Source organism: Pseudomonas sp. 1 R 17, from assembly GCF_900067035.1.
Classification (GTDB): Bacteria; Pseudomonadota; Gammaproteobacteria; order Pseudomonadales; family Pseudomonadaceae; genus Aquipseudomonas; species Aquipseudomonas marginalis.
Window position 1 is genome coordinate 41,348 of sequence record NZ_FKLB01000060.1, and the last position, 22,899, is coordinate 64,246.

At 60.4% G+C, this 22,899-nt stretch carries 22 protein-coding genes; 11 read left to right on the forward strand and 11 right to left on the reverse strand.

From position 1 onward, the window contains the following. Position 1: 1 nt before the first annotated feature. The 5 genes from tusC to BFP99_RS23610 all read left to right on the forward strand — a co-directional run bounded on the left by tusC (position 2) and on the right by BFP99_RS23610 (position 3,044). Positions 2–352 (forward strand): sulfurtransferase complex subunit TusC, encoded by a 351-nt coding sequence (tusC, locus tag BFP99_RS23590; RefSeq protein ID WP_065948345.1) that lies wholly within the window; start codon positions 2–4, stop codon positions 350–352. After that, positions 352–630: a sulfurtransferase complex subunit TusB gene (gene tusB, locus BFP99_RS23595; RefSeq protein ID WP_065948346.1), complete on the forward strand. Its 279-nt coding sequence runs from the start codon at positions 352–354 to the stop codon at positions 628–630. The genes tusC and tusB overlap by 1 nt, the downstream gene beginning before the upstream one ends. Continuing rightward, the gene (locus BFP99_RS23600) at positions 627–962 is read left to right on the forward strand and encodes a TusE/DsrC/DsvC family sulfur relay protein (RefSeq protein WP_065927079.1); all 336 of its coding nucleotides are present in this window, start codon (positions 627–629) and stop codon (positions 960–962) included. Before tusB ends, BFP99_RS23600 begins: the two co-directional genes overlap by 4 nt. Further along, positions 959–1,960, forward strand: coding sequence for a glycosyl transferase family protein (locus BFP99_RS23605; protein WP_065927078.1), 1,002 nt, complete (start codon positions 959–961; stop codon positions 1,958–1,960). The genes BFP99_RS23600 and BFP99_RS23605 overlap by 4 nt, the downstream gene beginning before the upstream one ends. 88 nt (positions 1,961–2,048) lie before the next feature. Further along, on the forward strand, positions 2,049–3,044 hold the full coding sequence (locus tag BFP99_RS23610; RefSeq protein WP_065927077.1) for a glutathione S-transferase family protein: 996 nt from the start codon (positions 2,049–2,051) through the stop codon (positions 3,042–3,044). A 129-nt stretch (positions 3,045–3,173) separates the two neighbouring features. Here the strand turns inward: BFP99_RS23610 and cysG are convergent, their stop codons facing one another. Genes cysG through BFP99_RS23640 form a run of 6 tightly spaced genes read right to left on the reverse strand, consistent with a single transcriptional unit; the run spans position 3,174 to position 10,676 of the window. Then, positions 3,174–4,568: a siroheme synthase CysG gene (cysG, locus tag BFP99_RS23615; RefSeq protein WP_065948347.1), complete on the reverse strand. Its 1,395-nt coding sequence runs from the start codon at positions 4,566–4,568 to the stop codon at positions 3,174–3,176. Continuing rightward, positions 4,569–5,849, reverse strand: a complete 1,281-nt coding sequence (gene serS / locus BFP99_RS23620; RefSeq protein ID WP_065948348.1) for a serine--tRNA ligase — start codon at positions 5,847–5,849, stop codon at positions 4,569–4,571. Positions 5,850–5,865: 16 nt separating this feature from the next. After that, the gene (gene crcB, locus BFP99_RS23625) at positions 5,866–6,240 is read right to left on the reverse strand and encodes a fluoride efflux transporter CrcB (protein ID WP_065948349.1); all 375 of its coding nucleotides are present in this window, start codon (positions 6,238–6,240) and stop codon (positions 5,866–5,868) included. Beyond that, positions 6,240–7,562: a replication-associated recombination protein A gene (locus tag BFP99_RS23630; RefSeq protein ID WP_027606344.1), complete on the reverse strand. Its 1,323-nt coding sequence runs from the start codon at positions 7,560–7,562 to the stop codon at positions 6,240–6,242. The genes crcB and BFP99_RS23630 overlap by 1 nt, the downstream gene beginning before the upstream one ends. A 27-nt stretch (positions 7,563–7,589) precedes the next feature. Continuing rightward, on the reverse strand, positions 7,590–8,213 hold the full coding sequence (gene lolA / locus BFP99_RS23635; protein ID WP_016975527.1) for an outer membrane lipoprotein chaperone LolA: 624 nt from the start codon (positions 8,211–8,213) through the stop codon (positions 7,590–7,592). Positions 8,214–8,267: 54 nt separating this feature from the next. Continuing rightward, positions 8,268–10,676, reverse strand: coding sequence for a DNA translocase FtsK (locus BFP99_RS23640; RefSeq protein WP_065927074.1), 2,409 nt, complete (start codon positions 10,674–10,676; stop codon positions 8,268–8,270). 498 nt (positions 10,677–11,174) lie between these two features. On the opposite strand from BFP99_RS23640, the gene aat reads away from it, so the two are divergent. The 3 genes from aat (at position 11,175) to infA (ending at position 12,937) form a co-directional block, all read left to right on the forward strand. Beyond that, positions 11,175–11,855 (forward strand): leucyl/phenylalanyl-tRNA--protein transferase, encoded by a 681-nt coding sequence (aat, locus tag BFP99_RS23645; protein ID WP_065927073.1) that lies wholly within the window; start codon positions 11,175–11,177, stop codon positions 11,853–11,855. A 55-nt stretch (positions 11,856–11,910) separates the two neighbouring features. After that, entirely contained in the window at positions 11,911–12,618 is a 708-nt protein-coding gene (locus BFP99_RS23650) for an arginyltransferase (protein ID WP_027606340.1), read from the forward strand. Positions 12,619–12,718: 100 nt separating this feature from the next. Next, a complete protein-coding gene (infA, locus tag BFP99_RS23655) occupies positions 12,719–12,937 on the forward strand; it encodes a translation initiation factor IF-1 (protein WP_002553999.1) in 219 nt (72 codons plus the stop codon). Positions 12,938–13,100: 163 nt separating this feature from the next. On the opposite strand, the gene clpA is transcribed toward infA, so the two are convergent. Together clpA and clpS are read right to left on the reverse strand one after the other, a co-directional pair. Then, positions 13,101–15,371 (reverse strand): ATP-dependent Clp protease ATP-binding subunit ClpA, encoded by a 2,271-nt coding sequence (gene clpA, locus BFP99_RS23660; protein ID WP_027606339.1) that lies wholly within the window; start codon positions 15,369–15,371, stop codon positions 13,101–13,103. Between the two features lie 29 nt (positions 15,372–15,400). Continuing rightward, on the reverse strand, positions 15,401–15,769 hold the full coding sequence (gene clpS, locus BFP99_RS23665) for an ATP-dependent Clp protease adapter ClpS (RefSeq protein WP_010567912.1): 369 nt from the start codon (positions 15,767–15,769) through the stop codon (positions 15,401–15,403). Positions 15,770–15,993: 224 nt separating this feature from the next. Between clpS and cspD the strand changes: the two genes are divergently transcribed. Continuing rightward, entirely contained in the window at positions 15,994–16,272 is a 279-nt protein-coding gene (gene cspD, locus BFP99_RS23670) for a cold shock domain-containing protein CspD (RefSeq protein WP_043293603.1), read from the forward strand. Positions 16,273–16,353: 81 nt separating this feature from the next. Here the strand turns inward: cspD and icd are convergent, their stop codons facing one another. After that, on the reverse strand, positions 16,354–17,610 hold the full coding sequence (gene icd / locus BFP99_RS23675; protein ID WP_027606337.1) for an NADP-dependent isocitrate dehydrogenase: 1,257 nt from the start codon (positions 17,608–17,610) through the stop codon (positions 16,354–16,356). 493 nt (positions 17,611–18,103) lie between these two features. Here icd and BFP99_RS23680 point away from each other — a divergent pair, with 493 nt between their 5' ends. Continuing rightward, positions 18,104–20,329 (forward strand): NADP-dependent isocitrate dehydrogenase, encoded by a 2,226-nt coding sequence (locus BFP99_RS23680; RefSeq protein ID WP_065948350.1) that lies wholly within the window; start codon positions 18,104–18,106, stop codon positions 20,327–20,329. A 57-nt stretch (positions 20,330–20,386) separates the two neighbouring features. Here BFP99_RS23680 and BFP99_RS23685 read toward each other — a convergent pair whose 3' ends face one another. Both BFP99_RS23685 and BFP99_RS23690 read right to left on the reverse strand, forming a co-directional pair. Further along, on the reverse strand, positions 20,387–21,259 hold the full coding sequence (locus BFP99_RS23685; protein ID WP_065927071.1) for a LysR family transcriptional regulator: 873 nt from the start codon (positions 21,257–21,259) through the stop codon (positions 20,387–20,389). 72 nt (positions 21,260–21,331) lie between these two features. Continuing rightward, a complete protein-coding gene (locus tag BFP99_RS23690) occupies positions 21,332–22,228 on the reverse strand; it encodes a DMT family transporter (RefSeq protein WP_065948351.1) in 897 nt (298 codons plus the stop codon). 190 nt (positions 22,229–22,418) lie between these two features. Here BFP99_RS23690 and BFP99_RS23695 point away from each other — a divergent pair, with 190 nt between their 5' ends. Continuing rightward, positions 22,419–22,865, forward strand: a complete 447-nt coding sequence (locus BFP99_RS23695) for an NUDIX hydrolase (RefSeq protein ID WP_065948352.1) — start codon at positions 22,419–22,421, stop codon at positions 22,863–22,865. Positions 22,866–22,899 lie beyond the last annotated feature (34 nt).

A 22,899-nucleotide genomic window follows, 5' to 3' on the forward strand; every position in this document is an offset into this window, starting at 1 on the left:
CATGTCAAAATCCTTGTTAGTGATCAGCCGCCAGGCGCCCTGGTCCGGGCCGAGCGCGCGCGAAGCGCTGGATATCGTGCTGGCCGGGGGCGCGTTTGATCTGCCGATCGGCGTGCTGTTCATGGATGACGGCGTGTTCCAACTGGCGCCGCACCAGGATGCCAAGGCCGTGCAGCAAAAGGACCTCAGCGCTAACTTGCAGGCGTTGGGCCTGTTCGGCATCGATGACGTATTCGCCTGCAGCCATAGCCTGGGTGAGCGCGGGCTGACGCAGCCGGCCAATGCCCAGTCGCTGGACAGCGAAGCGATCGCCAAGCTGATTGACCGTTACGACCAGGTGATGACCCTCTGATGTCGACTTTACATGTGGTGTCTCACTCTCCTTTTACCGATAGCCGCCTCGCCAGTTGCCTGCGTATCTGTAGCGCCGAGGATGCGATCCTGCTCTGCGGCGATGGCGCTTACGGGCTGCACGACCCGGCCCTGCGCACCAAGGGCGTGAAGGTGTTCGTGCTGGCGGAAGACATGCAGGCGCGCAATCTGCCGCTGCCGGATTGGGCCGACAGCGTGGACTACCCGGGTTTCGTGCAGCTGTCGCTCGACTACAGCAAGGTCAACACCTGGCTATGAACACCCTGACCGTAGGCGCGCGCACCCTCGAGCTGGACAAGGACGGTTACCTCGTCGACCTGAACGAATGGTCCCCTGAGGTGGCCGATGCCCTGGCCGCCGCCGAGGCCCTGGTGCTGACCCCGGATCATTGGCAGATCCTCGAACTGCTGCGCCAGTTCTACGCCGAATTCCAGCTGTCCCCCGCCACGCGCCCGCTGATCAAGTACACCGCCTTGAAGCTCGGCCCGCAAAAGGGCAACAGCCTGCACCTCAACACACTGTTCAACGGCACTCCCGCCAAACTCGCCGCCAAGCTGGCGGGCCTGCCCCGGCCGACGAATTGCTTATGACCGACTTTGCCCCACTGACCCTTGAAACCCCTGCCGAGCATCCGTTTGCGCAGTTCGTGCGCATCCTGGGCAAAGGCAAGCGCGGCGCGCGCAACCTCACCCGCGAAGAGGCCCGCGAAGCCATGGGCATGCTGCTCGACGAAAAAGTCGAAGACACCCAGCTCGGCGCCTTCCTGATGCTGCTGCGCCACAAGGAAGAAAGCCCGGAAGAACTCGCCGGCTTTACCGAAGCCGTGCGTGAACGCTTGAACGCCCCGGCACTGAATGTGGATGTCGACTGGCCGACCTACGCCGGCAAGAAGCGCCACCTGCCGTGGTTCCTGCTGGCGGCCAAGTGCCTGGCGCAACATGGCGTGCGCATCCTCATGCACGGCGGCGGCGCACACACGGCGGGCCGGCTGTACACCGAACAATTGCTGCAAACCCTGCACATCCCGCTGTGCCGTAATTGGCAGCAGGTCGGGACCGCGTTTGAACAAGGCAACCTGGCGTTTATCCCGCTGGGCGATTGGGCGCCGCAACTGCAACGCATGATCGACCTGCGCAACACCCTCGGCCTGCGCTCGCCGATCCACTCCCTGGCGCGCCTGCTCAACCCGCTGAATGCGCGCTGCGGCCTGCAAAGCATTTTCCACCCCGGTTACCAGGGCGTGCACCGCGATGCCAGCGGCCTGCTTGGCGATCATGTGATCGTGGTCAAGGGCGACGGCGGCGAAGTCGAGATCAACCCCGACACGATCAGCCACCTCTATGGCACCACCGGTGGCGAAAGCTGGGATGAAGAATGGCCTGCCCTCTCCGACCAGCGCCACGTCAAGCCGGCAACCCTGGAGCCTGATCACTTGAAGGCCGTGTGGCGCGGCGACGTAGAAGACAGCTACCCGCAACTGGCGCTGATCGCCACCATGGCCCTGGCCTTGCGCGGCCTCGGCCACCCACGGGAACAGGCGTTCGAATTAGCCCGGCAATACTGGGATGCACGGGACAAATCGATTTAATCGATCATTCACGCCCGGTCTTTGCGCTTTTAGTTCGAACTCATCCCTTTAGACTGGGCTCCAACGCTTATTAGCCAAGGAGCCAGTCATGGGTTTGCTGATCGAAGGACACTGGAAAGACCAGTGGTACGAAAGTAGCGCAGATGGCGCTTTCCAGCGCGAACAGGCCCAGCGCCGCCACTGGGTGACCGCCGATGGCCAGCCGGGGCCCAGCGGCGAAGGCGGCTTCAAGGCCGAGGCCGGTCGTTATCACCTTTATGTGTCCCTGGCCTGCCCCTGGGCCCACCGCACCCTGATCCTGCGCAAGCTCAAGGGCCTGGAAAGCGTGATCGACGTGTCCGTGGTCAGCTGGCTGATGCTGGAAAACGGCTGGACCTTCGACAAGGCCCACGGCTCCACCGGCGATAAGCTCGATGGTTTCGAATTCATGCACCAGCGCTATACCGCCGACACCGCCGACTACACCGGCCGCGTCACCGTGCCGGTGCTGTGGGACAAGCAGCTCAACCGCATCGTCAGCAATGAATCGGCGGAGATCATCCGCATGTTCAACAGCGCGTTCAACGGCCTGACCGGCAACACCCTGGACTTCTACCCTGAGCCGCTGCGCGCGACCATCGATGGGCTCAACGAGCGGATCTACCCGGCCGTGAACAATGGCGTGTACCGCGCAGGCTTTGCCACCTCACAAAAAGCGTATGAAAGCGCGTTTGATGATGTGTTTGCCGAACTGGATCACCTGGAGCAGCACCTGGGCGACCATCGCTACCTGGCCGGCGAGTACCTGACCGAGGCGGATGTGCGCTTGTTCACCACGCTGATTCGTTTTGATGCGGTGTATTACAGCCACTTCAAATGCAATCTGCGGCGGATTGCCGATTATTCGAACCTGTCGAATTGGCTGAGGGAGATGTATCAGTGGCCGGGCGTGGCCGAGACGGTGGATTTCACACACATCAAGGGGCATTACTATGGGAGCCACCGCACCATCAACCCGACGGCGATCGTGCCGAAGGGGCCGTTGCAGGCGTTTGATGCCGGGCATGATCGAGCGCGGCTAACCAGCAAAGGCATTTGGAGCTGATACAAAACCCGTAGGAGCGAGCTTGCTCGCGAAGAACTCAAAAACACCGCGTGCATTCAGGATGGGCGCGTTATCGTTGACGATTTTCGCGAGCAAGCTCGCTCCTACAGTCGATGTGTGCGCAGGTGCTCAGACTTGTGACTGGGCGCCTTCAAACCACTTCAGCTTCTCGCGCAGCACCACCACCTCACCGACGATCACCAGCGTCGGCGCATGCACTTCATGCTCCGCCACCATGCGCGGCAAGTCCGCCAGGGTGCCGGTAAACACGCGCTGGTTGGACGTGGTGCCCTGCTGGATCAACGCCGCCGGGGTATCCGCGGCACGCCCATGCTTGATCAGTTGCTCACAGATGATCGGCAAGCCAATCAAGCCCATGTAGAACACCAGGGTCTGCGACGGCCCTACCAGGTCACTCCAAGGCAGGTCCGACGTCCCGTTCTTCAAGTGCCCGGTGATAAAGCGTACCGACTGTGCGTAGTCGCGATGGGTCAGCGGAATCCCGGCGTACGCCGCGCAACCACTGGCTGCGGTGATCCCCGGCACCACCTGGAACGGGATGCCATGAGCCGCCAGTTCCTCGATTTCTTCACCGCCACGACCAAAGATGAACGGATCGCCCCCCTTGAGGCGCAGCACGCGCTTGCCTTGCTTGGCCAGGTCCACCAGTTGCTGGTTGATCTGGTCTTGCGGCACGGCGTGGTCGGCGCGGCGCTTGCCGACGTAGATGCGCTCGGCATCACGACGGCACAGCTCCAGAATCGCCGGCGCCACCAAACGGTCGTACAGCACCACGTCGGCTTGCTGCATCAGGCGCAGGGCACGGAAGGTCAGCAGGTCCGGGTCGCCCGGGCCGGCACCGACCAGGTACACCTCGCCCGGCGCATAAGGCGGTGCGCCGTTGACCTTTTCGATCAACAGACGCTCAGCCTCATCGCCCTGCCCGGCCAACTGACGGTCGGCAATCGGCCCTTGGAACACTTCTTCCCAGAACGCCCGACGCTGCTGCACATCCGGGTACAAACCTTTGACCTGGGCACGAAAGCGCGCCGCCAGCCCGGCCAACTGGCCGTAGGTGGACGGAATCCAGGTTTCCAGCTTGGCGCGGATCAAGCGCGCCAGCACCGGCGCATCGCCGCCGCTGGACACCGCGATCACCAAGGGCGAACGGTCGACAATCGCCGGGAAAATCACGCTGCACAAGGCCGGCGCGTCCACCACATTGACCGGAACGCAACGACGCTTGGCGTCACTGGACACTTGCGCGTTCAGTGGCTCGTCGTCGGTCGCCGCGATGATCAGGGTGCAGCCTTCCAGGTCGGCCTCCTGATAACCGCGCAGAATCATTTCCCCGCCACTGCCATGCACCAACTCACGCAACTGGTCTTCGATCTGGGGAGCAACCACCCGCAGCACTGCGCCGGCGTCAGCCAGCAGGCGGGATTTGCGCAAGGCAATCTCCCCCCCACCGACGACCAGCACACGACTGCCGCGCAGGTTATGAAACAGCGGCAGGAATTCCATTTAGCGGATGACCTCGACGCCCGCCATGTAAGGCTTGAGCACTTCAGGTACGCGGATCGAACCGTCAGCCTGCTGGTAGTTTTCCAGCACCGCCACCAGGGTACGACCTACAGCCAGGCCCGAACCGTTGAGGGTGTGCACCAGCTCCGGCTTGCCGGTTTCCGGGTTACGGAAACGCGCCTGCATGCGCCGGGCCTGGAAATCACCGCAGTTGGAGCACGAGGAAATCTCGCGGTATTTGTCCTGGCTGGGTACCCACACTTCGAGGTCGTAGGTCTTCACGGCGCTGAAACCCATGTCGCCGGTGCACAGCGCCAGGACGCGGTACGGCAGCTCCAGCAGCTGCAAGACGCGTTCGGCGTTGGCGGTCAGGCCTTCCAGGGCGTCCATGGAGGTCGACGGCTCAACCACTTGCACCATCTCGACCTTGTCGAACTGGTGCTGGCGGATCATGCCGCGGGTGTCACGACCCGACGCCCCGGCTTCACTGCGGAAGCACGGGCTGTGGGCGACGAACTTGAGCGGCAGTTGCTTGGCATCGAGGATCTCGCCCGCAACGATATTGGTCAGCGACACTTCGGCGGTCGGGATCAGGTACAGATCGGCTTCGCCATCGCGGCTGATCTTGAACAGGTCCTCCTCGAACTTCGGCAGCTGGCTGGTGCCCATCAGCGCCGGCGCCTGTACCAGGTACGGGGTGTAGGCCTCTTCGTAACCGTGCTCGCCGGTGTGCAGGTTGATCATGAACTGCGCCAGGGCACGGTGCATGCGTGCGATCGGGCCGCGCAGCAAGGCAAAGCGTGCACCGGACATCTTGGCGGCGGTTTCGAAATCCAGGCCGCCAGTCAATTCGCCCAGGGCGACGTGGTCCTTGATCTCGAAATCAAACGCTTTTGGCGTGCCCCAGCGACGCACTTCGACGTTGCCGTCTTCGTCTTCGCCAATCGGCACGGACTCGTGCGGCAGGTTGGGAATACCCAACAGGATCGAATCCAGCTCGGACTGAATGCCTTCCAGCTCGACCTTGCCGTCGGACAGCTCGGTGCCCATGCGCTCGACGTCCGCCATCAACGGCGCGATGTCTTCGCCACGTTGCTTGGCCTGACCGATGGATTTGGAACGCGCATTCCGCTCAGCCTGCAGTGCTTCGGTGCGGGTCTGGACGGTCTTGCGCTGTTCTTCCAGCGCTTCGATGCGCGCAACATCCAAGGCAAAGCCACGGGATGCCAGGCGGTCCGCTACGTCCTGAAGGTTGCTACGTAACAGTTTGGAATCGAGCATGTCGGTCTCTCGTTTATCAAAGTTTGGTCAAGGACAGGCCGGCCCAGGTGGCGAGCAGCCCGCCGAACACGCTGATGCCGAGGTACCCGAAGGCGACCAGGGCCTGCCCGCTTTCCAGCAGGCGCAGCGTATCCAGTGAAAAGGATGAAAAGGTCGTCAGACCGCCTACAAAGCCGACAATCAAGCCGGCGCGAATTTCAATCGGTACTTCCGGGCGCAACAGGAACCAGCCGTACAACAACCCGATGATCAGGCAACCCACCAGGTTGACCGCCAGGGTCGCCGCATAAAAATGCTTCGGCCAATGGGCGCTCACCCAAGTACCGGTGGCGAAACGCAATAATGTACCAGCGATGCCGGCTGCGGACACGGCAAGAATCGTCTTGAACACTACTTTCTCCGCTGTTTTGGGCTGAGGCGGTCGAGTTGGGCGAGGTGATTGAGCTTTTCACCGATCTTCAGCTCCAGGCCACGGGGCACCGGCTGGTAGAACGGCTGCGGCTCAAGCTCGTCGGGGAAATAGTCTTCGCCGGCGGCATAGGCGTCCGGCTCATCATGGGCATAGCGGTATTCATCACCGTAGCCCAGTTGTTTCATCAACTTGGTCGGCGCATTGCGCAGGTGCAGCGGCACTTCGAGGGAGCCGTGTTCGGCGGCCGCACGCAGGGCGGACTTGAAGCCCATGTACACCGCGTTGCTTTTCGGCGCGCAGGCCAGGTACGTGATGGCCTGGGCCACCGCCAGCTCACCTTCCGGGCTGCCGAGGCGCTCCTGCACTTCCCAGGCCGCCAGGCACAGGCTCAGGGCGCGCGGGTCGGCGTTGCCGATGTCTTCACTGGCCATGCGCACCACGCGGCGCGCCAGGTACAGCGGGTCGCAGCCGCCGTCGATCATGCGCGCAAACCAATACAGCGCGCCGTCCGGGTTGGAGCCGCGCACGGATTTGTGCAGCGCCGAAATCTGGTCGTAGAAGGCTTCGCCGCCCTTGTCGAAACGCCGACGCGTATCGCCGAGCAGGCTTTGCAGCAGGTCGACGCCAATCTCGCTGCCGTCTTCGGCCAGGTCGGAGGCGTTCTCCAGCAGGTTGAGAAAGCGCCGGCCATCACCATCGGCGGCGCTTAGCAGAATCTTGAAGCCTTCATCGCTGAGGCTCAGTTGGCGCTTGCCCAAGCCCTTGTCTTCGCTCAGGGCGCGGTGCAACAGCTTTTGCATCGCGGCTTCATCGAGGCTCTTGAGCACATAGACCCGCGCCCGCGAGAGCAACGCATTGTTCAATTCAAACGAAGGGTTTTCGGTGGTGGCACCGATAAAAATCAGCGTGCCATCCTCGACGTAGGGCAAAAACGCATCCTGCTGCGACTTGTTGAAGCGATGCACTTCGTCGACAAACAGGATGGTGCGCTTGCCGTACTGTCCGGCCTGCTGCTTGGCCACCTCGACGGCCTGGCGGATCTCCTTGACCCCGGCCAGCACGGCCGAGACCGTTTCGAAGTGTGCATCCGAGACTTTTGCCAGCAGCCGCGCCAGGGTGGTCTTACCCACGCCCGGCGGCCCCCAGAAAATCATCGAGTGCAGCGCACCCTGCTCCAGGGCTTCGCGCAAAGGCTTGCCGCGAGCGAGCAGGTGTTCCTGACCGACGTACTCATCCAGGTTGGTCGAGCGCAGGCGCGCGGCCAAAGGCTGGGCAATCGGGTCACTTCGAAACAGATCCATGGGCAGCGTTTGAAACCTCTGGGCAGTTTATTCCTGGATCACGTCGGCACCCTTGGGGATGTCGAACTTGAACTTGGACGCCGGTACCGGCTGGTTGGCCTTGACCCCGGAGAACAGGATATCGGTGCGCTGGCCGACGCTGTCGACCAGGCGCATGTTATTGATCACGCCGTTGCCGAACGACAGGGACAGCGTGTCAAACAACGTGTCCTTGGATTTCGGCTTGAGGGTGAACTCGATCACGTTGCTGGTTTGCTTGGAGGTGATGTCGAAGCTGTCGTTGATTTTCGACACATCGCCCGACAGCAGCAGCGCCGGCGTCTGGTTCAGGCGCGGGTCGAGCTTCTTGATGGTCGCCTGCTCCAGGTCCGGGTCCCACAGGGTGACTTTCTGGCCGTCCGAGACGATGGTCTGCTCGGCCTTGCCTTCGGTGTGCCAGTAGAACAACCCTGGGCGCTGCACGGCCATCTCGCCGGCGGTTTCCTGCAACTGGGTGCCACCGGCATCCAGGGTGAGCTGGGAGAAGCGCGCAGTCAGGGTCTGGGATTTGTCCAACAGGTTTTTCAGGCTGGCGACGGAGGCCGGGTCAGCGTGGGCCGAAACAGCGGTCAGGGCCAGTGCCGGCAACAACAGCATGCGGATAAGACGCATGGGAGTCCTCATTGAGTCGTAAGGGCGCGCCGCGTGCTGCCACGCGGCACGGAATCAGTCGCGCATCTGCCCGGGGGCGATGACTTCGCGCGAGCCGTTGGTGTTCATTGCAGTGACGACGCCAGCGTTTTCCATGGCTTCGATCATGCGCGCAGCGCGGTTATAGCCGATCTTCAGCTTGCGCTGCACCGCAGAAATCGAGGCGCGGCGGCTTTCCAGCACGAACGCCACGGCTTCGTCATACAGCGCGTCGGTTTCGGCATCATCGTCGCCACCGCTGCTACCACCGTCGAAGCCGCTGCCGGCCTCTTCGACACCGGCGAGGATGTCGTCGTTGTATTCGGGCGCGCCACGCAGCTTCCAGGCCTCCACCACGCGGTGCACTTCATCGTCGGAGACGAAGGCGCCGTGGACCCGGATCGGCAGGCTGGTACCCGGCGGCATGTAGAGCATGTCACCGTGGCCCAGCAGTTGCTCGGCACCGCCCTGGTCGATGATGGTCCGTGAGTCGATCTTGCTCGACACCTGGAACGCCATGCGGGTCGGGATGTTGGCCTTGATCAGGCCGGTGATCACGTCCACCGACGGACGCTGGGTGGCGAGGATCAAGTGAATACCGGCCGCCCGCGCCTTCTGGGCGATACGCGCGATCAGCTCTTCGACCTTCTTGCCGACGATCATCATCATGTCGGCAAACTCGTCGACCACCACCACGATGGTCGGCAGCTTGCTCAACAGCGGTGCTTCGTCGTGGATACTTTCGCGCTTGTACAGCGGGTCGGTCAGCGGCGTGCCGGCGTCCTGGGCTTCCTTGACCTTGGCGTTGAAGCCCGACAGGTTACGCACGCCCATCTTCGCCATCAGCTTGTAGCGGCGCTCCATCTCGGCAACGCTCCAGCGCAGGGCGTTGGCGGCGTCCTTCATGTCAGTGACCACCGGGCAGAGCAGGTGCGGAATGCCTTCATAGATCGACAGTTCGAGCATCTTCGGGTCGATCATGATCAGCTTGGCGTCTTCCGGGCCGGACTTGAACAGGATCGACAGGATCATCGCGTTCACGCCCACCGATTTACCCGAACCGGTGGTACCGGCCACCAGCAGGTGAGGCATTTTGGCGAGGTCGGTGATCACCGGCTTGCCGCCGATGTCGTGGCCCAGGGCCAGGGTGACCGGCGACTTGAAGTTGTCGTATTCGGGCGTCGACAGCACTTCGGAGAAGCGCACGATCTGGCGATCTTCGTTGGGAATCTCGATACCCACGGTCGTCTTGCCCGGGATCACTTCCACCACGCGCACGCTGGTCACGGCCAGGGAGCGCGCCAGGTCCTTGGCCAGGTTGGAAATGCGGCTGACCTTGACGCCGGCAGCCGGCTGGATTTCGTAACGGGTAATCACCGGGCCGGGATGGATCGAGTCCACCGACACCTCGACGCCGAATTCCTTGAGTTTGATTTCCAGCAGATGGCCGACGGCCGCCAGGGACTCAGGGGAATAGTTGAGCTGTTTCTTTTCGGCCGGGTCGAGGATCGAGATCGGCGGCAAGGTGCCTTCCACGGCGCTGTCGACAAACAACGGCGCCTGTTTCTCTTTCTGCACGCGATGGCTTGGCTCGGCCGGCTTGGGCGGCGCCGGGGCGATCACCGGCGGCACCTGCTTCTCGCGGTCCGACATGTGCTTGCTCAGGGCCTGCTCGCGTTCGATCAGGCGTTCCTTGACCTTGGCCTGCTCACGGCGGTCCGGTGTGCTTGGGGCCACCACTTCGTTGACGCGGGTATCCACCTCGCGCAACTGGGCCACCATGCGCTTGCGTTCGACCCGGGCGGCCCACCAGCGGTTGGCAGCGCCCTGGAACAGCTCCAGCAGGTCGAGGGTGATCTTGCCCGTCACGTCCATCACCTTGAACCACGACAGGTCGGTGAACACGGTGAGGCCAAACAGGAACAGCGCGATAAACATCAGGGTGCTGCCCTGGATATTCAGGGTCTTGCGCGCCAGGTCGCCGAGGCTCTCGCCCAGCGCCCCACCCGCGCCCGCCGGCAGGCCGGTGGGTGCGTGGAAATGAATATGCGCCAGGGCGGCACCGGACAGCACCAGGAATACCAGGCCGATCAGGCGCCACGAAAACAGCCAGCCGCTCCACTGCCACGGCTCATGACGCTGGCGGAAGATCTGCCAGGTCTTGATCGCCAGTAACAGCGGGAAGATATAGGCGAAGTAACCCAGCACCATGAACAGGATATCGGCGCTGTAGGAACCGGCAGGCCCACCGAAGTTCTGCACGTCTTCGATCTTGCTGTTGTGGCTCCAGCCCGGATCGTCCTTGCCATAGGTGAGCAAGGCCATCATCAGGAACAGGCACAGCGCGCCGATAGCGATCAGCGCGCCTTCCTTGAGTCGATAGTGCAGGTGCTGGCGCCAGGCCGGCACGACGGCTGCTTTAGGTGTTGCGGCGGATTTCTTCAAAACGGGTCTTTTCCTGCGCCTGTTAGCGCGTCCATCTGTTGAATAAGTGCAAATACTGCCCAATCCGAGCAGCTGAAAAATGAACGAACGTCGTGGAATCTACTTTTAACACTGGGCGATTGCTGGATGAAATGGCGATAACGCCACAATGGCCGCATTGTACGGGTTTGTGTTGCGGTTGCCACGCCACTTGGCTTTCTTCAGGCAGCATAGCCAATTGTGTGTCACAACATGTTCAATTTGAGCATGCATTGTCTTTGCTGACAAAGGCTTATGAGCTGTTTTTACCAATCCAGGCAAGCTTGGCAAATGGCCTGCATGGGCCAGACCCGATTACGACCACGCCTCACGCAGAGAGTTGCAGAAACACCCGCTCACGCTTATGCACGCCAACAGCCGATTCGGGCTGGCCCCACAGCGCTGCGTCGACAATAATCACACCCCTTGGGGCAGGCGATCCGCCTGCCACTCCCCTCCCCTTCCGCAAGCCTGGATGCCATGCTGACCTGGTTACAACGCGACTCACTGACATTTCCCCCGCTGGCCAAGGCCATGCGTGAACCCAATGGCCTGCTCGCCGCCGGTGGCGACCTGTCGGCCGAGCGACTGGTGCAAGCCTACCGCCACGGTTGCTTTCCCTGGTTCTCGGAGGGCCAGCCGATCCTCTGGTGGTCGCCGGACCCGCGCACCGTGATATTCCCCGACGAGCTGCATGTCTCCCGCAGCCTGGGCAAACTATTGCGCCAGCAGCGCTATACCGTGACCTTCGACCAGGACTTTGCCGCCGTCATCCAGGCGTGCGCCGCGCCGCGTGCGTATGCCGATGGCACTTGGATCACCGAAGGTATCCAGCGCGCCTATCTGGAACTGCATCAGCGCGGCTATGCACATTCGGTTGAGGTATGGGACGAAGGCGTGCTGGTGGGCGGACTGTATGGCCTGGCGATGGGCCAGCTGTTTTTTGGCGAATCCATGTTCAGCCGTGCCGACAATGCCTCGAAATTCGGCTTTGCTACATTGACCCGGCAATTGCAGGCCTGGGGCTTTGTACTGATCGACTGCCAGATGCCCAATGATCACCTGCATAGCCTGGGTGCTCGCGCCATTCCTCGCAGTGAATTTGCCGATTTCCTACAAGACCACCTGGACCAACGCAATTCCGGGCCATGGGTTTCTTAGGCGACATCCGCACACCTGGCTTACACTTATTTCAAAGCTTATCCGAGGGTTGATCATGACCGAGTTGGCGCGCTTGAAGTTTTATGCCACTCAACCCCACTCTTGCAGCTATCTGCCCGACGAGCAGGCCACCACGCTGTTCCTCGACCCCAGCCAGCCAATGGATGTGCACGTGTATGCCGATCTCTCGGAAATGGGTTTTCGACGCAGCGGCGATCATCTGTACCGGCCCCACTGCCAGAACTGCAATGCCTGCGTGCCGGCACGCATCCCCGTGGCGCAGTTTCTGCCGGACCGCAATCAGAAGCGCATCCTCAAGCGCAATGCCGACCTGACGGTGGCAGCTGCCAAGCCACGATTCACCGAAGAGTATTTCGACCTGTACCAGCGCTATATCGAGCAGCGCCACGCCGACGGCGATATGTTCCCACCCAGCCGCGACCAGTTTTCCACCTTCCTGGTGCGTGACCTGCCGTTCTCGCGCTTTTACGAATTTCGCGCGGACGGCCGTCTGGTGGCCGTCGCCGTGACCGATTTGCTGCCTAACGGCCTATCAGCGGTCTACACCTTCTACGAGCCAGCCGAAGAGCGGCGCAGCCTCGGGCGTTTCGCGATCCTCTGGCAAATCGGTGAAGCACTGCGCCTGGAACTGGAGGCGGTGTACCTCGGATACTGGATCAAGAACTGCAAAAAAATGAACTACAAGACCCAATATCGCCCCATAGAACTGCTGATTAATCAAAGATGGGTCACGCTTAACTAGAACCCCTTGGCTTAAACACCCTTTTTCGGGCACAATGCACGCCGCTTTTGCCTGGCGCAGTTGCACCGGGCCATTCACTGGATACCGAGGGCTTTACTGCATGTCGAAAGAAGACAGCTTCGAAATGGAAGGCACTGTCGTCGACACCCTGCCCAACACCATGTTTCGTGTGGAGTTGGAAAATGGGCACGTCGTAACCGCGCATATCTCCGGCAAGATGCGCAAGAACTACATTCGTATTCTTACCGGTGACAAAGTGCGCGTCGAGCTGACGCCCTATGACTTGAGCAAAGGGCGCATCACTTACCGCGCTCGCTAAGCAAGTCAATACAAAACGCCCGGTTATGCCGGGCGTTTTTGTGTGCATGGGATTTCTCCAACACCAAGGGATCCTGTGGGAGGGGGCAAGCCCCATTCTGAGAATTGCATTTCAAGACAGCAAAAAGGCGCCTTTCGGCGCCTTTTGCGTTATTGCAGAACGATCAGGCCATTTCAGCCGTGGTTTCGAACTCGAAGGTCAGCTCGCCATCCTTCAGGTCGATATGCACCACGCCACCATGGTCGGAAAGCTCGCCAAACAGGATCTCTTCGGCCAGCGGCCGCTTGATCTTGTCCTGGATCAGGCGCGCCATCGGGCGAGCGCCCATTGCCGCGTCGTAGCCACCTTCGGCGATCCAGCTGCGTGCCGCTTCCGTGACATCCAGTTGCACGCGCTTGTCTTCCAACTGCGCCTGAAGCTCGGTAAGGAACTTGTCCACCACACTCTTGATGACCTCATGGCTGAGGCGACCAAACTGGATAATGGTATCCAGGCGGTTGCGGAACTCCGGCGTGAAGCTCTTCTTGATCACTTCCATCGCATCGGACGAGTGATCCTGGTGGGTAAAGCCGATCGAAGCCCGCGCGGCCGTCTCGGCACCGGCGTTGGTGGTCATGATCAGGATGACATTGCGGAAGTCCGCCTTGCGCCCGTTATTGTCGGTCAGGGTCCCGTGGTCCATTACCTGCAGCAGCAGGTTGAAGACTTCCGGGTGGGCCTTCTCGATTTCATCGAGCAGCAGTACGCAATGGGGCTGCTTGGTAATCGCCTCGGTCAACAGGCCGCCCTGGTCGAAACCGACATAGCCCGGAGGCGCACCGATCAGGCGCGACACGGTGTGACGCTCCATATATTCGGACATGTCGAAGCGCACCAGCTCGATCCCCATGGCCTTGGCCAATTGCCGCGCCGCCTCGGTCTTGCCGACACCGGTAGGACCGGCGAACAGGAACGAACCGACAGGCTTGTCCGGCGACTTGAGGCCCGCACGCGACAGCTTGATCGCGGTGGACAGCGCGTCGATCGCTGCGTCCTGGCCGAACACGGTGAGCTTGAGGTCGCGCTCCAGGTTACGCAGCAGCTCCTTGTCGGAACTGTTGACGTGTTTTGGCGGAATCCGCGCGATCTTCGCGACAATGTCCTCGACCTGAGGCACGTCGATGCGCTTCACACGCTTCTCGACCGGCTGCAGGCGCTGGTAGGCCCCTGCCTCGTCGATCACATCGATGGCCTTGTCCGGCATGTGCCGGTCATTGATGTAGCGCGACGCCAACTCGGCGGCCGCACGCAGCGCCTCATCGGTGTACTCGATGCCGTGGTGCGCTTCAAACCGCCCCTTGAGCCCGCGCAGGATGCCGATGGTGTCTTCGACCGACGGCTCGGACACGTCGACTTTCTGGAAGCGACGCGCCAAGGCACGATCTTTCTCGAAGATGCCGCGGAATTCCTGGAAGGTGGTCGAACCGATGCAGCGGATATCACCCGACGACAGTAACGGCTTGAGCAGGTTGGAGGCGTCCATCACACCACCGGATGCCGCACCGGCACCAATGATGGTGTGGATCTCGTCGATGAACAGGATCGCCTGCGGGCGTTTTTTCAGCTCGCCGAGCAGGGCCTTGAAGCGCTTCTCGAAATCGCCACGGTACTTGGTCCCGGCGAGCAACGCGCCCAGGTCAAGGGAGTAGACGACACTATTGGCCAGCAGGTCCGGCACCTGGTTGTCGACGATGCGCTTGGCCAGGCCTTCGGCAATCGCGGTCTTGCCCACGCCCGCCTCACCCACCAGCAACGGGTTGTTCTTGCGACGGCGCGCCAGGATCTGCGCTACGCGCTCCACCTCAAGCTCACGCCCCACCAACGGATCGATCCGCCCCTGGCGCGCCAGCTCATTGAGGTTGCTGGCATAGGCATCCAGCGGGTTGCTTGAAGAAGAAGACTCACCGCCCTCGTCGTCCTGCATATCCTGCTCACCCTCGGAATGATCGCCGTGCCCAGGCACCTTGGAGATACCGTGGGCGATGTAGTTGACGACATCGATACGGGCAACGCTTTGCTGCTTGAGCAGGAACACTGCCTGGCTTTCCTGTTCGCTGAAGATCGCCACAAGCACATTGGCGCCTGTGACTTCACGCTTACCGGAGCTCTGTACGTGGAAAACAGCACGCTGCAATACCCGCTGGAAGCCCAGGGTTGGCTGGGTCTCACGGTCCTCGTCATGCACGGGGATCAGTGGCGTGGTGGAGTCGATAAACTCCTGCAGGTCATGCTTGAGCTTGTCGAGATTGGCGCCGCACGCACGTAGTACCGTGGCGGCAGCTTCGTTATCCAAAAGTGCCAGCAGCAGGTGTTCGACGGTCATGAATTCATGACGCTTCGAACGAGCCTCCTTGAAGGCAAGATTGAGGGTGACTTCGAGCTCGCGGTTTAACATAGCTTCACCTCATACCCAAGTGGTCGGCGTTAACCGTCCTTCTCGATTTCACAGAGTAGCGGATGCTGGCTTTCCCTGGCGTACTGGTTGACCTGCATGGCCTTTGTCTCGGCGATGTCACGGGTAAACACTCCACATACTGCCCGTCCTTCTGTGTGAACGGCCAGCATTACCTTGGTCGCCAACTCGCGGTTCAGGTTAAAAAACACCTCGAGCACTTCGACCACGAAATCCATCGGTGTGTAGTCATCGTTGAACAAAACCACCTTGTACATCGGCGGCGCCTGTAAAGCAGGCTTGGCCTCCTGAACAGCAATGCCTGCAGAACCGTCGTCATCGTGTTCGTGATCCGGTCGATCCTGATTGAATGTTAGTCGAATCTGGCTGATTGCATGCATGGAAAGAAAGGTTCGTCAGTGGTTCAAATACAGTGGTGGGGGCGACCTGTCAGAATTTCAACTCTGACCGCTCAGTCGCCTTGACTATCGGCAAATCGGTGTTACAACCAATAGAACCCACAGTGGGTAAAAAAGGTCCGCGCAGTCAACCTTATTTATTCGGGTTAGGACGGATAAACTGGATGATACTCCAGTGATGGAGTCTGGTGCAGAGGGATATGGGTATGTCTGGCGTCAAGATCAGTGGCAAGGTCAAGTGGTTCAACAATGCCAAGGGATATGGCTTTGTTAATGAAGACGGTAAAACCGAGGACCTTTTTGCGCACTATTCAGCGATTAACATGGATGGGTACAAAACGCTGAAGGCGGGCCAAGCTGTGAGCTTTGAAATCATTCAAGGACCGAAAGGGCTGCACGCCGTGAATATCGGTGCAGTGAAAGCCGAAACACATGAAAAAAACACGCCATCAACCGCTCATAACGAAAAGAAACAAACGGCCTGACACCCCGCGAAGCGAGTGACATGCGATAAAAAACCGGCCACCCGATCGACTTGGGTTGGCCGGTTTTTTTGTACCGGGCTTTTACATGTGCGAAATCAATGCATCCCCAAAGCCCGACGAAGACACCAGCTTCGCGCCATCCATCAGGCGTTCGAAGTCATAAGTCACGGTCTTGGCCGAGATAGCACCGTTGGTGCCCTTGATGATCAAGTCGGCCGCTTCGGTCCAGCCCATATGACGCAGCATCATTTCCGCCGACAGGATCAATGAACCCGGGTTGACCTGGTCCTTGCCCGCATACTTGGGCGCAGTACCGTGGGTCGCCTCGAACATGGCAACGGTGTCGGACAGATTGGCACCCGGCGCAATCCCGATACCGCCCACCTCTGCCGCCAGGGCGTCGGACAGGTAGTCGCCGTTCAGGTTGAGGGTCGCGATCACGTCATACTCGGCCGGACGCAACAGGATCTGCTGGAGCATGGCATCGGCGATAGCATCCTTGACCACTACATTCTTGCCGGTCTTCGGGTTCTTGAACTGCATCCACGGGCCGCCATCCAGCAGGGTCGCACCGAACTCTTCAGCCGCCACTTCGTAGGCCCATTCCTTGAAGGCCCCTTCGGTGAACTTCATGATGTTGCCTTTGTGCACGATAGTCAGCGAGTCGCGATCGTTATCCACTACATATTGCAGGGCCTTGCGCGCCAGGCGCTTGGTGCCTTCCAGCGATACCGGCTTGATACCAATGCCGCAATCCTGATCGAAACGAATCTTGGTGACGCCCATTTCCTCCTTGAGGAACTTGATGACCTTTGTCGCTTCCGGCGAGCCGGCCTTCCACTCGATCCCGGCGTAAATATCTTCGGAGTTTTCGCGAAAGATGGTCATGTCCACATCGCCTGGTTTCTTGACCGGGCTGGGCACACCTTCGAACCAGCGCACCGGGCGCAGGCACACGTAGAGGTCGAGTTGCTGACGCAGGGCCACGTTCAGCGAACGAATGCCGCCCCCTACCGGAGTGGTCAGCGGGCCCTTGATGGACACCACGTAATCCTTGACCGCATCCAGGGTTTCCTGGGGCAGCCAGGTGTCCTGGTCGTAGACCTGGGTCGCTTTCTCGCCGGCGTACACCTCCATCCACGAGATCTTGCGCTTGCCGCCGTAGGCCTTTTCAACAGCTGCGTCGACCACCTTGATCATCACCGGGCTGATGTCGACGCCAATACCATCACCTTCGATATACGGGATGATCGGTTGGTCAGGAACATTGAGAGAATGGTCTGCATTGACGGTGATTTTGTCGCCGACTGCCGGAACCTGAATCTTCTTGTATCCCATGCTGAACTCCATCTATGGATTGAACATCTGGCTGCGTTCGAGCCTACTCCAGATAAATGGCGACTGAAACCTCGCGCCATGCTCATTTGCATCGAAAACAGCATAAATTGTCGCCTACAAGCCTGAAAGCAAAGGGAAAAGCGCCAATCTTGAGCACTTCGTGCGACTTTAGGCGTAACCCGGTACCTGCGACCTTTAGACCAATGGACGACACACCTTTTGTATGAAGGCTCGGCGTAAGCATAGCGACCTATGTATAATGCCGCCGCTGACCAAAGAGTCACGATGGCAGACCGCTCTGGAACAGGGCCCTCCGCTACAAAGCAGGACTAATACAATAGTCCACCCGCTTGACGCTCGACTGATGCAACCCAACATCACCGCGAAGAAACCTCGACCTTTCGCTCATGGATGACTTTGAACGAACGCGCTCCACCCGGCGCATCTCGAGTTTCTGCGCACGCTTTCAGCAAAGAAGAGAGTTAATCCGAATATGCCCACCCGCTCGAAGATCATCTACACCTTCACCGACGAAGCCCCAGCCCTCGCCACCTATTCACTGCTGCCTATCGTAGAGGCCTTCACCGCTTCCGCTGATATTGCCGTGGAAACCCGCGACATCTCCCTCGCAGGGCGCATCCTCGCAAGCTTCCCCGAGCAACTGGGCACCAAGGCCGTACCGGACCACCTCGCCGAACTGGGCGACCTGGCCGTTACCCCTGAAGCCAACATCATCAAGCTGCCTAACATCAGCGCCTCGACCCCGCAGCTGCAAGCGGCGATCAAGGAACTGCAGGCCCAGGGCTACGCCCTGCCGGACTACCCGGAAACCGTAACCACCGACGCGGAAAAAGAAACCCGTGCACGTTACGACAAGGTCAAGGGCAGCGCCGTGAACCCGGTACTGCGCGAAGGCAACTCCGACCGCCGCGCGCCGCTGTCGGTCAAGAACTACGCTCGCAAGCACCCGCACAAGATGGGCGCCTGGGCTGCAGACTCCAAGTCCCACGTTGCCCACATGAGCAACGGCGACTTCTACGGCAGCGAAAAAGCCGTGCAGATCGAAGCCGCTGACGCTGTCAAGATCGAGCTGGTCGCCCAGGACGGCACCACCACCGTCCTGAAAGAAAAGACCAGCGTCAAGGCCGGCGAAATCATCGACAGCGCAGTACTGAGCAAGAACGCCCTGCGCAGCTTCATCGCCGCTGAAATTGAAGACGCCAAGAAACAAGGCGTGCTGCTGTCGGTCCACCTGAAAGCCACCATGATGAAGGTCTCCGACCCGATCATGTTCGGCCAGATCGTTGCCGAATTCTATAAAGACGCCCTGGCCAAGCACGCAGACGTGCTGGCACAAATCGGCTTCAACCTGAACAACGGCATCGGCGACCTGTACGCCCGCATCAAGGCCCTGCCGGCCGAGCAGCAGGCGCAGATCGAAGCTGACATCCAGGCGGTCTACGCCGCTCGCCCTTCCCTGGCGATGGTCAACTCCGACAAAGGCATCACCAACCTGCACGTGCCGAGCGACGTGATCGTCGACGCCTCGATGCCGGCCATGATCCGTGACTCAGGCAAGATGTGGGGCACCGACGGCCAGCTGCACGACACCAAGGCCGTGATCCCGGATCGCTGCTACGCCACCATCTACCAGGCGGTGATCGAAGAGTGCAAGGCCAACGGCGCCTTCGACCCTACCACCATGGGCAGCGTGCCAAACGTTGGCCTGATGGCGAAAAAAGCCGAAGAGTACGGCTCCCACGACAAGACGTTCCAGGTCAAGGCTGACGGCGTCGTCCGCGTGACCGACAGCAAGGGCAACCTGCTGATGGAACAGAAAGTCGAAGCCGGCGACATCTTCCGCATGTGCCAGACCCAAGACGCGCCGATCCAGGACTGGGTCAAGCTGGCCGTCAACCGTGCCCGCGCCAGCAACACCCCGGCCATCTTCTGGCTGGACCCCAAGCGTGCACACGACGGCGTCGTGGTCGAGAAAGTCCAGGCCTACCTGAAAGACCACAACACCGAAGGCCTGGACATCCGCATCATGTCGCCGGTCGACGCGATGAAGTTCACCCTGGAACGTACCCGCAAAGGCCTGGACACCATCTCGGTGACCGGCAACGTACTGCGCGACTATCTGACCGACCTGTTCCCGATCATGGAACTGGGCACCAGCGCCAAGATGCTGTCGATCGTGCCGCTGATGAATGGCGGCGGCCTGTTCGAAACCGGCGCCGGCGGCTCGGCACCGAAGCACGTGCAACAGCTGCTGGAAGAGAACTTCCTGCGCTGGGACTCCCTGGGCGAGTTCCTGGCCCTGGCCGCTTCCCTCGAGCATTTGGGTGTGACATACAACAACCCGAAAGCCCTGGTGCTGTCCAAGACCCTGGACCAGGCCACCGGCCAGTTCCTCGACAACAACAAGTCGCCATCGCGCAAAGTCGGCAACATCGACAACCGCGGCAGCCACTTCTACCTGGCGCTGTACTGGGCCCAGGCCCTGGCCGCCCAGACCGAAGACACTGCACTGCAAGGTCAATTCAGCGAACTGGCCAAGACCCTGGCCGCGAACGAAGCAACCATCGTTGCCGAGCTCAATGCCGTACAGGGCAAGCCAGTGGACATCGGCGGCTACTACGCGCCGAACCCGGAGCTGACCAGCAAGGCCATGCGCCCAAGCAACACCCTCAATGCGGCGATTGCCAAGTTGAAGTAAGGTTGTAGGGATGCATCACAAACCCCGGCCACGTGCCGGGGTTTGTGTTTTCAGGGTTTATGCAACACCGTATTCCTCGCGCCATGCGGCCTCGATAATCGCCAGGAACTGCGGTTTGTACCAAGGCTCCCAGCCCGGCCGCTGCTTGAGTTCAACCCCAAACCCCGGCAGCGCAGGCAAATGCGCGAGCGCTTCGACGTTTTTCAAGCCCGGCACCTGGGCAAACCAGGGTAAAAGCGTCACACCGACTCCCGCCTGAACCGCTGAACGCAGCGACATCAAGTCTTCAGACTCATACACGCAGCGCCACCTGATGCCACTCTCCTCCAAACGCCGAATCGCCAGGCTCCTGAACACGCAGGGCGCCTTGAACAGCGCCAGCGAAACTTCCTGCCCTTCCATGGGGGCTGCCGCACACTCGCCACCCAGCCACATCAACGAAAGTGCATGCAAAGGCACGCCAGCGACTTTTGGCAACTCATCAATCATCAGGCCAATATCGATTCGTCCCTCACTGAACGCCTCCGCGAGCAACAGGGAACGCGCGACCTTGACCACAATTCGCACTGAAGGTAATTCAAGCGCCAGAGCAGGAATAACGCGCTGCAGGATTTCCTCGCTGAAATATTCGGGAATACCCAGCGTCACGGACTCTTGAGTGCGACTGGCATCAAACAGGCTCCCCACTTTGTCGTTGACGCTGACCATCTGCTGGGCATAGCCGGTCAAGCGCTCTCCTTCGAGGGTGAGCAACACCTGCCGATTGTCGCGGGCAAAAAGCTCGACACCCAGCAAATCCTCAAGTCGTCGAATTTGCTGGCTGATTGCCGGCTGGGTCAGGCTCAACGCTTGCGCGGCCCGGGTGAAACTGCCCAGTTCTGCGACCTTGAGGAAACTGCGCAGCGACTGAATATCAAGATTGACTCTCATGCCACACCCATGGGAGTGAGTAATTATTCCCTGCCATTAGTGCAAGGCGCCCGCTATACCTGTCAAGACTACCTACTTGGCGCGCACATGATTCATCCAATAAACCCCCGCCCCTGAAACAACAAACCCTAAAATCGCCACCCCACTCGGCACCTCACCCAACACCAACGACGCCATGATCTGCGTGACCGCCGGAATCACATGAAACAAGTTCGTCGCCTTACTCGCCTCCCCGCGTCGAATCATCAAATACAGCAGCGTCAGCGCACCCACGGAGTTCATCAGCGTGATCCAGGCCACCGACGCTACGAATGGAACCCACTCGGTGACCTGCATGGTTTCAGTGGTGTATGCCAGCAGCAACATGACCAACGACGCGGTGACCATCTGAATGAAACACCCCACCCATAGATTCACCCCGCCAAGAAAGCGCTTCTGGTAGAGCGTGCCAAGCGTGATACCCAATAGCGCCAAGCCCACCGCGCCGTAACCACCCACTGACGCCTCGGAGCCAAAAAAGCTGCTGGCCACGACGATGGCCACGCCGCCAACACCCAGGATCGAACCCGGCAGGTCGCGCCAGCTCAATTGTTCACCCAGGCAGAAATAGGCACCGATCACCACGAACACCGGCATCAGCCCGACGATCAATGCCGCCTGCCCTGCGGGAACGCCTTGGCTGATGCCGGCGTAAAGGCCGCCGAACTGCAGGGCCTGCAACAGCAGTCCCACTGTCGCAGCATGGAAGTAGGGTGCAAGTCGTTTCGGCCATTGCGCCTTGATGGCGAGTGCAACGCCCAGGAACACCAGGGCAGCCAGGGCAAACCGATAGAACGTCATGGTGAAGGGCTCGCCATAACGCACACCGTACGCACCGCCGATGTAGCCGGAACTCCACAGCAGGATGAAGACAATGGGCAGTGGCGATGTAAGGCGTACTTCGTAGCTTTTATCGGCAATAGGGTTCATGACACTCTCCAAACTGAGGGTTCTGGAGAGATAAGCTGCGCCAGGCGCTGAAATCGGTAAAATCATAAAATGTCAGGCGCATCATGCAGATTGCTTATGCATCATCCTTGTGGGAGGGGGGATTGCCCCCTCCCACACTGCTGTAATCCTGCTCCAAGACTGCGCTGCATTCAGAATCGAGAGGCATCCCATGACCTGGCAACCCCACATCACCGTCGCCACCATCGTCGAAGACAACGGCAAGTTCCTGATGGTCGAAGAACTCAAGGGCGGCCGCGCCGTGCTCAACCAGCCTGCCGGCCACCTCGACCCAGACGAGACCCTGATCGAGGCCGCCGTGCGCGAAACCCTCGAGGAAACCGGCTGGGACGTGGAAGCCACCGGCATCGTCGGCATCTACCTGTACACCGCACCCAGCAACGGGGTTACCTATCAACGCGTCTGCTTTATTGCCAAGGCACTGAAACACCACCCGGACTATCAACTGGACGAAGGCATCCTGCGCGCCCGCTGGCTGAGCCGTGACGAGCTGATGGCCGTGCGCGACGACTGGCGTAGCGAGCTGATCATCCGCTGTATCGATGATTATCTGGCCGGCCAGCGTCACAGCCTGGAATTGATCCGCCCTTCTCTTTAGCCTTGCGGGCCCAGGCCTGTTAGAATCGCGTCCT